The sequence below is a fragment of the Dokdonia sp. R86516 genome, from assembly GCF_044596715.1.
Classification (GTDB): Bacteria; Bacteroidota; Bacteroidia; order Flavobacteriales; family Flavobacteriaceae; genus Dokdonia.
On the sequence record NZ_CP138998.1, the window covers coordinates 2743665 to 2757413 of the forward strand.

Sequence of the window (13749 nt, forward strand, 5' to 3'; positions counted from 1 at the left end):
AATCACTTTATTTTTTGTATCTTTACAAATATTCACGCATACCTTATCAAAAGGTAGATTGCACAGTTCAAAATTCTTTTACAGACTTAATGGTATTTTAAACTGCGTAAACGTGAGCGTTACGAGATATTCTTGTAGCGACTTCATTTAATACGATAAAAGAGTTAATGGCTAGACCACAAGAAACCTTTGGTAAAAAAGAACGAGAAAAGAAAAGGCTAAAAAAAGCTGAAGACAAACGCAAGAAAAAAGCTGCGCGTAAAGAGAGCGGAGAAAAATTAAACGAATTTGTATACGTAAACCACTTAGGGCAACTAGTGGATACTCCACCAGATCCATCGCTTAAAGAAGAAGTAGATGTAGAGGATATTGTTTTAGGTATTCCTAAAAAGGAAGAAGGCGATGAGCCAGATCCTATCAGAACTGGTTTTGTAGAATTCTTTGACTCTTCAAAAGGTTTTGGATTTATCAAAGATGCCGATACTCCAGAGAAGTACTTTGTACACATTTCTGAAGTACGTGATGGTGAACTTAAAGAAGGCAATAAAGTGTCTTATGAAATAGAAAGAGGACAGAAAGGAATGAACGCAGTACGCGTGAGTAAAGTTTCTTAAAGTAATTCTTTTACCTCAATAACTTGTCTAGGCTCCAGACCCATTAGGGTTTGTGAGCCTATTCTTATTCTAACAAGTCTGAGTGTAGGAAATCCTACAGCACTCGTCATCTTGCGTACTTGTCTAAATTTTCCCTCTGTAATAGTGACAGATATCCATGGAGCCGGACCATGACGAGCATCCCTTATCTTTTTTGAACGTTCCGGAAGGTTAGGAGTTCCTGCAAGTCTCCTTACTTTAGATGGTTTAGTAAGGTATTTCTTGCCATCAAAACCTATTTCTACTCCAGCAGCCATTTCTTCAATCGCTTGGTCTGTAATATCGCCATCTACTTGAACATAATACTCCTTTTCAATACCTGATCGATTAATGGTATCTGAGAGTTTACCATCTGTTGTCATGAGTAATAATCCCTCAGATTTTTCATCAAGACGACCTATAGCCATTGTGCCCTTAGGAAAGTCATAAAGCTCACTCAAAAATCTCTTTTTCCTAGCCTGGCGCTCATCATTACTAAGCAACTGACTAATAAAACCATAGGGTTTAAATAATTTGAAGTGAGTATGGCTCATATCTAATTAAAGGAAGAGAAAAGAAATTGAGTTGATTGTTAAGAAGTGTATTGTGTAATATTATTCTTTAAATCTCCAAGCTAGAAATCTTGACTTCTTATTACCCTGAGACATATCAACAGTTCTATGCTCTGCTTTAAGCTTCTCAAGTTGCTTTTTAATCTTAGGAAGGTGCTCACTCTTTGAAACTAAAGTTGTAAACCAACCTACTTGGGATTTAAAATTTACACTTTCCTTGACCATGCGCTTAATAAATAGTGCTTCTCCACCATTACACCATAGCTCATTAGATTGTCCCGCAAAGTTACGTTCAACTTCTTTGAGTTTAAGTCCTTTTGATTTTTCTTTAGTTGCTTTAAAAGCGTCTTTTTCAGAGCTGTAAAAAGGAGGATTACACATTGTAAAATCGTAATGCTCGTCAGGTAAAATTGCTCCTTTAAAGATATTAGCACGATCCTGTTGATAGGTAGCTGTTAAAAAACCTTTGAGGTGTGTGTTTTTTTCAAGAATAGCATTTGCATTTCTAATTGCTTTTGCATCAATATCAACTCCTTTCATTTTCCATTTAAAAACAGATCCTGCTAGAAGTGGATACACAAAATTTGCACCAGTACCTATATCAAGTCCATGTGCGTCTTCCTTGCCTAAAAAATCATTGAGATAATGGAGATAATCTACACGTCCTGGGACTGCTGGACATAAATACCCTTCAGGAATCTCATACCAGTTTAATGAATAGTCATTTAATAAAATAGCACGATTAAGTTCTAATACTGCTTTAGGATTTGTAAAATCTATTGTTTGAATACCACGGTCTGTTTCTAGAACATAAGGAGCAAGCTCTTTATTTGCTTTTCTAAGCTGTTTAAAGAGATAAGGACCTATATTTTTGTTATTTGGGTGCATAGAAAGATAATTAGTAGTACCGTGATTATATGTTATCATGGCCTTTTATAAACCACTATATATCTCGTTATCATATACTGTGATTAATGGTGCAAAATTACCAATTATACTTTCCTTAATAAGAAAAGGTAGTCTTTTTATTTAAATCTTTAAGAAGTAAATAGCTATGCTAATTTCCCGCGGTATGCTAGAGAAATCATATTATGTGATAAAAGTAGGTTTTTATCTTTCACATAAGATGAGAGATAAGATATAACGAGTTTTTTTTGATCTGTAGTAAGATGCTTATATGCAGGCTTAGCAATCTGAGTATCCCACTTTGTACCTATGACATTGTCTAACGCAATGCGTAGATAGCAATGGTTTTGAAAATTAAGATCAGGATAATGACTTACTAATAGTTTAGGTATTTCAAGGTAATAGGTTTTAAAATCTAAGGCTGTGTCCATAATTAAGCAGAAATAGCAAGTGATACAATAAGCGGGTTTTTATGTCTACGTAAATAACTTCTCAATATCATGTCTGTATGATACGTACTTTTTTTAGGTAATAAATGTGAGGCTACTTCATCAAAATGACGCACCTGCTCCGTCTCAGGTACAAAGCCAAAACCTCTATAAACACCTTTCTCTATATATATAAAAGCTGTTTCATCATCTGTACGACCATCTTCTTTAATAATGTAACTCTCATTTTCTGCATCAAAGGATTGTAATGCCGCTCGAACTCGGAGATTATAATCAGACACAGATTCATTATCACTACAAATACCTTTGCAATTTTTTAAACTGTAGTGCGAGCATTCATCAAAAGTTGCTTGAAGTCCGCAAAAACGAGGACATAACTCAAACATCTCACATAGCTCCATGAGTCGCTCTGTCGCTTTTGCCCTTGTGTACACTTTTTGAGTAGCAGTATGACGATATTTTGTCTTGACTACCGCGAGCTGTATGATACCTTTTCTATTCTCATAGGATATAATAGAGTAGGTACTAGCAGGTATTTTTTGCGCCCTATTAAACTTTGGGTAATATTGCTGGATATATTCAGATTCTAATAATAGTGCACAAAGTTCATTTCCAGTAACTTCATAATCTATTTGATAGGTTTCTTGACCTAATAAATATTCCTTGTTTTTCTTGTCGTAAAAATGCGAGAGGACTCTTTTTTTAATATTAATGGCTTTGCCCACGTATATCACTTTACCTGCGCGATCTTTAAATAGGTATATACCAGCAGTCTCTGGTAACTCTTGAATAATGCGAGATGGTAAATGAGGAGGGAGCGTTGCTTCTTTAGACCGAACATTGAGGAAGGAACTCATTACTTTTCCGTCTTCATCCAGTGCTAGCAATTTTTTAAAAAGAATAACGGTAGCATCTGTATCTCCTTCGGCTCTGTGGCGATTGTTAAGAGGAATTCCTATAGAGGCGCAAAGATTACCCAACGAGTAACTGAAGAGGCTAGGTATAAGCTTTCGCGAAAGTCTTACCGTACACAGTTTCTTTCGAGTAAATGAATGACCGAGTCGCTTGAATTCACTGCGTAATACATTAAAATCAAAAGTGACATTATGTGCTACAAATATGGCTCCAGAGGATATCTCAATAATGCGATCTGCGATTTCATTAAACAGTGGTGCATCTGCTACCATAGCATCATCTATCCCTGTAAGATTGGTAATAAATGGTGGGATGTATTGTTCTGGGTTTACTAGTGAAGTAAATTTATCTACTACCTCACCATCTTTAAGGCGTACCGCACAAATTTCTGTAATGCGATTGCCGTTAATTCCTTTTCCCGTAGTTTCTACGTCTATAACACAATGATATGTAGGCTCTGTCTCATTCATAAATGAGTTACAAAGTTACTCTTTATTTTGAAATATTAGGAATAATTCCTAAAAAATGGAAAATATTATGAATGCTATTCAAAAAGTGTGAATGCTATTAGAGGAAAATCAGTGTTTGATTTCGTCAAGTGCTTTTTTAAACTCTTCCCAGCTTACATTATCATTACCATCCTTACTGTATCCATCTATGAGTGCAGATGCAACCATAGACCTTATAAAACCACTTATTTCTGCTTTTTTCAAAAGTTCTTTGATTTCATCTTTGGATAAAGTACCATTACCATCTTCATCAAAAAAAGCAAAAGCCTGCTCGGGACTATCAAATTCTTGTGTGATTAAAATTTGAAGTTTCTTGAGAATCATGTCTTTAGTTGCCATGTGCTAGATTTTTGTGAAAGTGAACTATTACTGTATTCACTTAGGGTCTAAAAATACAACTTCACTTACTGGCATCAAATAGATTGAAGGCTATGATTTTAATTTTTCACGAAAGTGAAAACCTTATGAAAATGAAAACACTGTTTTAACAACGCCTTAACCGCTATGAGCGAAAGCATGCGCTAGCTTTGCAAATAAAAAGGTATATGAAAGATTATAAAGAACTCTTAAGCCCATTAAAAACTGAACATTTTTCATTAAAAAATAAAGTAGTAATGGCTCCTCTTACGAGATCAAGGTCTACTGCGGGACATATCCCGACAGATATCATGATTCAATACTACGGTGAGCGTGCAGGAGCAGGACTTATTATTACAGAAGGAACATCGCCATCACTTAATGGTGTAGGATATCCTCGTATACCTGGTATTTATAGTCGTGAGCAAGTAAAAGCATGGACGCCAGTAGCAGCTGCTGTACACAAAAATGATGGAAAGATATTTATGCAACTTATGCATTCTGGACGTATATCACATCCAGATAATATGTCTGAGGAGGCAGTGATTTTTGCACCATCTGCTATTAGACCAGAGGAAACGAAGATGTATGTAGACGGTAAAGGTGAATTATCTATCCCAGAGCCTACAGCGATGACTGTTGAAGATATAGAAAATACCATAGAAGAATATGTTACTGCGGCAAAAAATGCTATTAAAGCAGGTTTTGACGGTGTAGAAGTACATAGTGCAAATGGGTACTTGCTAGATCAGTTTTTAAATACTGGAACAAATAAGAGAGATGATCATTACGGAGGATCTGTAGAAAATAGATGTCGTTTTACACTTGAGGTTACAGAACGTGTTATAGCGGCAATAGGGAAAGAAAAAGTAGGAATCAGACTTTCTCCTAATGGAGCAATGAATGACCTTGGGCCTTTTGATAGTCAGAAAGAAACATTTGATTACCTATCTGCAAAATTAGAAGAGCTTGCGCCAGTTTATATACATCTCGTAAACCACGAGTCTATGGGTGCACCTGGCTTACCGGCAGATATCCAGAAAAATATACGTGACCGTTTTAGCGGTTTGCTTATTCTAAGTGGTGGTTATGATGCTGCAAAGGCAAATCAAGACTTAATGGATAATAAAGGAGATTTAGTCGCTTTTGGACGTAATTTTTATAGCAAACCCAGATTTAGTAAAGCGTTTTGAAGAAAATGCTTCTCTCAATGACCCTAATCCAGATACATTTTACACACCTGGTAAAGAAGGTTACATTGATTACCCAACACTCGAAGAGCAAAAAGAGAACTCATAACTTTTAAACCCTTGCAAGAGGGTTTTTTTATGGAAGAAATAGACAACTATATGACGGCAGACCAAGGCAAGCAATCCTTTAAAATTAAGGATGTGCCTCGCCTTACGGTTGACACTTATAAAAACTGGATGGCATCAGAGCCATTTAAGCTAAGTGCTATTGTTGCATATTATGCCATTTTATCACTACCTGCACTTGTTGTTATTATTTTAAACATTGTAGGTGCAGTCTGGGGCAGAGACATTGTTCAAGGAGAGCTACTTGCTGAAATCACTAAAGTTTTAGGACAAGAAACAGCCGAGTCTATACGACTCATGATGGTAGACCGAGGAGATGAAGAAACTGGTTTTTTTACAGCTACGGTGGGTATATTAGTATTATTATATGGTGCAACGGGTGTTTTTTTTCAATTACAGCAGGCACTAGACACGATATGGGGAGTAAATCTCAATGAGCAAGATGGGATTTTTAATATTATAAAAAGTAGGGCAAAGGGTTTTGGATTTATTTTGATTATTGGTTTCCTACTTCTCATCAGTTTTATAGCCACTTCACTACTTAGTGCTTTTTCAAATAGACTTGCAGAATTCTTACCAGCTTCTTTGATAGAATTTATTTTTATAATCGACATATCCATTTCGCTCATAGTGATTTACACGCTATTTGCTGCATTATTTAAGTTCTTGCCCAGTGTTTATATTAGGTGGAAAGCAGTACGAGTAGGCGCTGGTCTTACAACGATTCTATTTATATTAGGAGAAGTTGCAATGGCCTACTACTTTAATACTATGGAGCCTGGTTCTACATATGGAGCAGCAGGATCTATAATCCTCATCATGCTCTGGGTTTCTTATAGTAGCCTAATTTTATTCTTTGGAGCAAATTTTACGAGAGTCTATGCAGACGCCTACTATAATGAAGCTCGCCAGTTAAAAACAGGAATAGGTTTTAGAAGATTTCAACATTTTAAAAAGAAAGAAGAATAGTTACGCTTTCGCGAAAACTAGACATAACAATAAACTAAATAACCAAATATGACAGAAGTAAAAGCATACGGTGCCCAAGATAAAGATGCCGATTTAAAAGAAATGACGATAAAGCGTCGTGATACACTCGCTACAGATGTAAAGATAAAAATCACATATTGTGGAGTTTGTCACAGCGATATACATACAGTAAGAAGTGATTGGGGACCAGCAATGTACCCTGTAGTTCCAGGTCATGAAATAGTAGGAGAAGTAATAGAAGTAGGATCTGAAGTAACTGGATTTAAAAAAGGAGACGTTGTAGGAGTAGGCTGCCTCGTTGATTCATGTCAAGAGTGTTCTTCATGCAAAAGTGACCTTGAGCAATTCTGTAAAGAAGGAGCTACGTGGACTTACAACAGTAAAGACAAGCATACAGATGGGCACACTTTTGGAGGGTACTCTCAAGAAGTAACTGTAGATCAAAACTTTGTACTTAACATACCAAGTAATCTAGATATAAAAGCCGTTGCACCTTTATTATGCGCAGGTATCACTACGTTCTCACCATTACACCACTGGGGTATCAAGGAGGGAATGAAAGTAGGAATTGTAGGTCTAGGTGGTCTAGGCCACATGGGAATTAAGTTTTCTCATGCTATGGGAGCAGAGACAGTTATGATCACTACTTCAAAAGGAAAGGCAGATGATGCAAAACGTCTAGGTGCCGATAGTGTTCTTATCTCTAAAGATGAAGATGCGATGGAAGAGCAAAACGGAACATTTGATTTTATATTAAACACGGTACCTGTAAGCCATGATATTAATCCATATTTATCACTTCTAGGCGTAGATGGTACTATGTGTATGGTAGGAGCTATAGAACCATTACCAGATGTACATGGCGGTAATCTTATTATGGGACGTAAGAGTGTTGCTGGTTCTCTTATAGGAGGAATTAAAGAAACTCAAGAAATGCTTGATTTTTGTGGTAAGCACAACATTGTAAGTGATATAGAAATGATTGATATGAAAAACATCAACGAAGCCTATGAGCGAGTACAAAATAACGATGTAAAATATCGTTTTGTTATTGATATGGATACCCTATAATCGGTGTCTTATTTATTGAAAATTTGTAAAAAGCGAGCTATAATGGCTCGCTTTTAATGTTTTTAACGTCTTTTCTTACAGTTTTAACGATTACTTAGCGGTCATTCTTTAGTCTCCTTATGATATTTGTAAAAAAGAGAAATTACCATGTTTTTAAACAAATCGATACTGTTAGGAGGATGCGTTGCCGCACTCATGGCGCTATCTTCTTGTGATAATAAACAAAGGAATCAACAAATAAGAGAAGAAGCGCAACGTGAGATTTTTCAAAAGAAATTGTCAGAAAAAGCTTTGAAAGAACAGATTACCATCGAAGATAATAAGGTTCATGGCTTGGTGTCAAAAATTAATCAGAAAGAAGAACTTTCAGAATTTGAATTACAAATTAAGGAATTAGACATTGATGAATGCTTAGTAAATAAAGGAGTCTTTACTGTATTTGCTCCCATAAATGAAGCGTTTGAAGATAAGAACCTCGACATTCTCGATAACGAGTCTGTTAATTATAATAAGGCAGAGGCAAAAACCGCACTCAAGTATCACCTTGTAAAGAATAAGTGGACTACCGAAAAACTAACTTCAGAAATTATAAATAGTGGAGGGTCACTAGAGTTGACCACTCAAAATGGAAGCAGTATACAGGCCGAGTTAGATAAGTCAGCTATTATTCTCAACGATAATTATGGTAATAGCGCAAGAATCATCACATCAGATATAAGCCCATCTAATGGCTCTTTATTTATAATAGATAATGTCTTGCGAGCTGACTAGCAGTACTATAAGCCTTTCTCCAATCCAGAAGTCATTTGTTTATACTTAGATTATTAAATCTTAACCTCTAATTACGCTTTCGCGAAAGCGTAACTCACAACAATGTTAAAATTTTAATAGTAGTTCGATACTATTTAACAGAAGATTACGTCGTCAAATTATGTTAAAAGCGAATATGGGCGTTAATTTGTTAAAGCTTATCAAACCCTCTATTTTCATTGTCAGAAGAACAACAATCTATCCAAAAAAAGCCTAAGAGAAACTATCGATGGCTGCGCATTATTGGTCGAATCTTACTGATCATATTTCTTATATTATTCTTAATTATTTTATTCATACGCAGTGAGTGGGGACAGAATATTATAGTTTCTAAAGCAGTTACCTATTTATCTGAAAAGACAAATACCAAAGTTGAATTAGAAAGGGTGTTTATCACCTTTGATGGTGATATTGCGGTAGAAGGACTTTATATAGAAGATAAAAAGGGTGATACACTGGTTTACAGCAGATCATTAGAGGCAAATGTCCCGTTTCTTCCCATAATTCAAGGTTCTGGAATAGGAATTGAAGATGCACAGTGGGAAGGCGTTCGTGCAAACATCATAAGAAAAGATAGTATCTCTGGGTTTAACTTTGACTTTATAACAGAAGCATTTGCTAGCCCATCAACTGCAGTGTTAGATACCACTACGACAAAGCCTCTTGATATAATTATAGGAGATCTTTCCTTAAAGGATTTTGACATCACTTACAATGATGGTGTGACAGGAATTACGAGTAGCTACGTTTTTGATGTTCTTGAAGTAGAGATGGATGTAGTAGATCTCGACGCAATGAGATTCACTGCTAATAGCGGTTTAATTCAAAATGGACGCTTTAATATATACCAAGTTCCTGTACCTTCAGATCCGAATGCAGAAGAAATTCCGTTACCATTTCTAGCTTTTGATGAGTTAACACTTAACAATGTAAGCGGTAACTATACTGGCACAGAAGCAGGAATTGATTTTGACTTCGATTTCAAAGAACTATATGCCGAAATTCCAAAAGCAGATTTTAATACGTTTACCATTGATGTAAATACAATTAATATTGCAGATAGCAACTTAGGTATTGATATGACTACTGTTACATCTAGGACAGATAATGAAACGGTTGCGAGTTCCATTTTTCCGGCTTACAGTATTCAAATAAACGAAGCGCTAATAAAAAATACAGATATTGCCTATACAGTAGATGGAGCAACTCCTTCTAAAGGTATATTCAATCCCAATGCTGTTATTCTTGAAGATATCGCCTTTGACGCATCAAATACATTTCTAAAAGATTTTAAAGCGGGTAGTACTATCGATCATCTTTCGGGTTATGAATTTAGTGGTATTCATCTTAAATCTTTAGCAACAGATTTTATCGTTTCTGAGCAAAATCTAGCTATCAATGATTTAAAGCTTCAGTTAAATAATAGTGCTTTAGATGGTAATATATCAATGAATTACCCTTCGTTTGAATCATTTGCATCGCAACCTGAAAAGGTAACTCTAAATGTCTCAATACCAAGCGTTAAATTTAATGTTAAGGATGCTTATCGATTTCAGAAAGACTTAGCAAACAATCAATATGCAAGCGCATTAAGCAAGCAATTAATAACTGGATCTGTAAGTGCAACAGGATCGTTGGCTTCACTTGATGTTCCATCATTACGCGTGAATTGGGGTAATGAAACAGCGATTTCAGCAAGTGGTTCTCTTAGTAATCTAAACGATGTAGATAAGCTCCACATGAGCTTACCAAAAATACAAGCACAAACAACCAAGCGAGATATTTCAAAGTTTGTAAGTACAGACTCGCTTTCTATTAATTTACCTGAGAAGTTTAAACTAGTAGGGAGTGCAAAAGGTAGTATTGAGGATATTATAGCGAACGCAACAATGACTACAAGCCAAGGTGCAGCAACCATAGCTGGTATATTTAAAAATAGCAACAGAATTGCATTTGAGGCAGATCTTGCTGTGCAGGAGTATGCGATGGGAGAATTATTGGGGAACGACCAATTAGGAGCACTCACCTTATCTGTTAAAACTAGTGGATCAGGAAGCACCATAAATACACTCGATGCTAGTGTAGATGCAACTGTAAATACTTTCCAATATAATAAGTATGCCATTAAGGACCTTAACCTCAAAGGTCAAGTCACAAATGGTAAAGGAGCATTTGAATCTACTTATAAAGATGAAAATCTTAATATGACGTTAGATGGCTTAGTGGTGTTAGATTCTATAGCTCCTGAAGCCTCTATAGATCTAGACATTATAGGAGCAGATCTTCAAGCGCTTGGTCTCATGCAAAGAGATGTGCGCACAGGTTTTAAACTAAAAGGAAATTTTAAAGGTAATGCAACGAGTTATGATGTAGCTGCAACGATGGATGATGGTATTATTGTTTACGATGACCGCTCATACCTTATCGGGAATCTAGATGGTACTGCGAGAGTTCGCCCAGATAGTACCTCAGTTACTTTTGATAATAAAATCATGAATCTTGATTTAAAATCAAATGCAGATCCAGCACGCATAACAACAGCACTTCAAGATCACATTTATAGCTATTTCTATAGAGATGTGGCTGTTGCAGATACACTGGTGAATCCTGTAAATCTTATTCTTAAAGGAAAAATTAGACAGTCGCCTTTGCTTAATGAAGTGTTTTTAGTAAACATGAAAGATCTTGACACGGTATCCATTGATCTAGACTTTGCACAAGCAAAGCGTGTATTAAATGCTTCTATTAAAGCACCACATATTAATTATGGAGGTAACGAGATTGATAGTCTTGCATTTGTAATGAACACAGATAAGGATGATTTTAATTTTAATCTAGGCTTTAAAGGAATAACAGCTGGTCCACTTGCAATTCAGCGTACAGAGATAAGCGGTAATCAGACCAATAATGAGCTAGCATTAGATTTTCTTGCCTATGCGGGAGGAGAGAAGCTTATACAAGTTCAATCTGAAATTACTGGAAGTAGAGAGAATCTCCGTTTTCATGTATTGAGAGATAGTTTGATTTTTAATAAAAAACAATGGGGAATCCCAGTTACTAATGAAGTCCTCATCACAGATAAAAAATTATCCTTTAACGATTTTCGCTTTAAGCGAAATACCCAATCAGTAGAGATTACAGATAAGCTTCCTACCATTGAGAAAGACCATATCGCAATAGACTTTAGGAATTTTAAGATTAGCGAATTTCTAGCTTATCTCAATCCGAATGAGCAACTAGCTACTGGAAATCTTAACGGCGATTTGGTGTTAGAAGAGCCTTTTGGAGATTTAGGTTTCTTGGCAGACTTATATGTGCAAGAGCTAGGTTTATTAGGAGAAAACTTAGGCACAGCAGAGCTTACAGGTAGGTCACTCAATGGAGATCGTTATGACTTTAACTTAGGTGTTCAGGGTGGAAGTGTAGACCTTGATCTGACTGGTGATTATGTAGCAGACGTAGATGGCGCATTGATTAATATGGATCTCGATATTAATGAGATTAAAATGGAAGCTATAGATGGCTTTTCTCTTGGTGAACTCAAAGATGGCTCAGGAAGTCTTGAGGGTAATTTTAAATTAAATGGGGCACTAGCAAGCTTAGAATATCAAGGATTTTTGAGGTTTAAGAATGCAGGATTTATAGTGTCAAAGCTCAATGCTCCTTTTTCTTTGAAGAACGAAACAATCTCCTTAGATAACGATGGAATCTCAATGTCTAATTTTACAGTATTAGATGAAAAACAAAACACACTTGTAGTCTCTGGGCTCATTGGTACGGAGAGTTTTATTAATCCAACTTTTGATTTAACAATTAACGCAAAAGATTTTCAAGCTTTAAATGCTAAGCCAGAAGATAATGACTTCATTTATGGTACGGCTGTTTTTGATGCAAAAGCGAGTATCAAGGGGGATTTACAAATTCCAATAGTTACACTTGATGCAACCGTAGGAGGTGCTACAGATGTTACTTATGTGATGCCTACAGCGGCAGCAAACATAGAATCCAGTGACGGAATCGTAGTTTTTGTAAATCGTGAAAATCCAGATGCCATACTTACAAGAACAGAAGAGGAGACAGGAACAATTACAGGTTTTGATTTTAAAGGACTTTTTAAGGTTAATAAAGAAGCGCAAGTAACTGTTCTTATAGATAAAGAAACAGGCGATAATCTTAAAGTACAAGGAGAAGGAGATTTTAATTTTACATTACAACCTAATGGTAGAATGACGCTCACGGGTGTGTACGACGTAACTAGTGGTCAGTATGAAATGAATCTTTACAATCTAGTGAACCGCACATTTAAATTAGATCCTGGTAGTAGAGTAAGCTGGTCTGGTGATCCATTTAATGCAAAACTTGATGTACGTGCTGTATATGAAGTTGAGGCTTCTGCATCACCTTTAATGGCAAGCGCAAATGCAGGAGCAGATCCTGCTCAAAGTAGTAAATACAGACAGCAGCTACCGTTTTTAGTATATTTAAATATAGATGGCGAACTGCTGAGTCCAAAAATTAATTTTGCGCTTGATTTGCCAGAAGACGAGCAAGGCGCCATAGGTGGCCAAGTTTATAGCCGTGTGCAGCAAGTAAACCAGCAAGAAGGAGAGCTTAACCGTCAGGTGTTTTCATTGCTGGTATTAAATAGATTTTACCCAGATTCTAATTCTGATGGAAGTCGCGGTGGTTTTGCAAGTATTGCAAGAGATAACTTGAATGACGCTTTATCGGACCAGCTTAATATTTTTTCAGATAAGTTATTAGGTAAAACAGGATTTCAACTTGATTTCGGATTAGATAGTTTTACAGATTATCAAGGAACCACACCGCAAGAGCGCACACAACTAGATATTGCAGCACAACGTAAGTTTTTTGGGGATAAGCTTACAGTACGCGTGGGCAGTAGTGTTGATGTAGCTGGTCAGAGTGCCTCTGGCGAGAGCAATCCGCTTATAGGGAATGTGAGTCTAGAATACGAGCTTACCGAGGATGGTCAATACCGTCTTAAAGGTTTTCGTCGTAGTGAGTTTGAGAATGTAATAGATGGACAAACGATTGTAAGTGGTATTTCACTTATATTCCAGCAAGAGTTCAATAAATTTAGTCAGCTGTGGGATGCCATTTTAAGAAAGAAACAGCAGCAGCTTGTAGAAGAGGAAAAAGCTAAGAAAGAAGCGACTCCACCTGAGGAAACTATTGAAAACAATAAAAACAACTAGCAC

The 13749-nt window shown here is 36.3% G+C and carries 12 protein-coding genes; 7 read left to right on the plus strand and 5 right to left on the minus strand.

Translation table 11 applies throughout. The features are described 5' to 3' along the window. Positions 1-167: 167 nt before the first annotated feature. The gene (locus SJY23_RS12260; protein WP_035336995.1) at positions 168-614 is read left to right on the plus strand and encodes a cold-shock protein; all 447 of its coding nucleotides are present in this window, start codon (positions 168-170) and stop codon (positions 612-614) included. Here SJY23_RS12260 and SJY23_RS12265 read toward each other — a convergent pair. From SJY23_RS12265 to SJY23_RS12285, 5 genes are all read right to left on the minus strand, one after another. After that, complete coding sequence (locus SJY23_RS12265; RefSeq protein ID WP_396596565.1) at positions 611-1186, minus strand: pseudouridine synthase; 576 nt, start codon at positions 1184-1186, stop codon at positions 611-613. The genes SJY23_RS12260 and SJY23_RS12265 overlap by 4 nt on opposite strands. Positions 1187-1246: 60 nt before the next feature. Further along, positions 1247-2131, minus strand: a complete 885-nt coding sequence (gene rlmF / locus SJY23_RS12270; protein ID WP_343215426.1) for a 23S rRNA (adenine(1618)-N(6))-methyltransferase RlmF — start codon at positions 2129-2131, stop codon at positions 1247-1249. Between the two features lie 125 nt (positions 2132-2256). Continuing rightward, a complete protein-coding gene (locus tag SJY23_RS12275; RefSeq protein WP_396596566.1) occupies positions 2257-2541 on the minus strand; it encodes an acetyltransferase in 285 nt (94 codons plus the stop codon). A 2-nt stretch (positions 2542-2543) separates the two neighbouring features. Next, complete coding sequence (locus tag SJY23_RS12280; protein WP_396596567.1) at positions 2544-3944, minus strand: exonuclease domain-containing protein; 1401 nt, start codon at positions 3942-3944, stop codon at positions 2544-2546. Positions 3945-4052: 108 nt separating this feature from the next. Beyond that, entirely contained in the window at positions 4053-4322 is a 270-nt protein-coding gene (locus tag SJY23_RS12285) for an EF-hand domain-containing protein (protein WP_013752195.1), read from the minus strand. 206 nt (positions 4323-4528) lie between these two features. On the opposite strand from SJY23_RS12285, the gene SJY23_RS12290 reads away from it, so the two are divergent. From SJY23_RS12290 to SJY23_RS12315, 6 genes are all read left to right on the plus strand, one after another. Then, the gene (locus SJY23_RS12290; RefSeq protein WP_396596568.1) at positions 4529-5533 is read left to right on the plus strand and encodes an alkene reductase; all 1005 of its coding nucleotides are present in this window, start codon (positions 4529-4531) and stop codon (positions 5531-5533) included. Further along, positions 5487-5639: a hypothetical protein gene (locus SJY23_RS12295; RefSeq protein ID WP_396596569.1), complete on the plus strand. Its 153-nt coding sequence runs from the start codon at positions 5487-5489 to the stop codon at positions 5637-5639. Before SJY23_RS12290 ends, SJY23_RS12295 begins: the two co-directional genes overlap by 47 nt. A 29-nt stretch (positions 5640-5668) precedes the next feature. Beyond that, positions 5669-6625: a YihY/virulence factor BrkB family protein gene (locus SJY23_RS12300; RefSeq protein WP_396596570.1), complete on the plus strand. Its 957-nt coding sequence runs from the start codon at positions 5669-5671 to the stop codon at positions 6623-6625. A 48-nt stretch (positions 6626-6673) separates the two neighbouring features. Beyond that, the gene (locus SJY23_RS12305; protein ID WP_396596571.1) at positions 6674-7717 is read left to right on the plus strand and encodes an NAD(P)-dependent alcohol dehydrogenase; all 1044 of its coding nucleotides are present in this window, start codon (positions 6674-6676) and stop codon (positions 7715-7717) included. A gap of 147 nt (positions 7718-7864) precedes the next feature. After that, the gene (locus tag SJY23_RS12310) at positions 7865-8488 is read left to right on the plus strand and encodes a fasciclin domain-containing protein (protein ID WP_396596572.1); all 624 of its coding nucleotides are present in this window, start codon (positions 7865-7867) and stop codon (positions 8486-8488) included. A gap of 218 nt (positions 8489-8706) precedes the next feature. Then, positions 8707-13746 (plus strand): translocation/assembly module TamB domain-containing protein, encoded by a 5040-nt coding sequence (locus tag SJY23_RS12315; RefSeq protein WP_396596573.1) that lies wholly within the window; start codon positions 8707-8709, stop codon positions 13744-13746. Positions 13747-13749 lie beyond the last annotated feature (3 nt).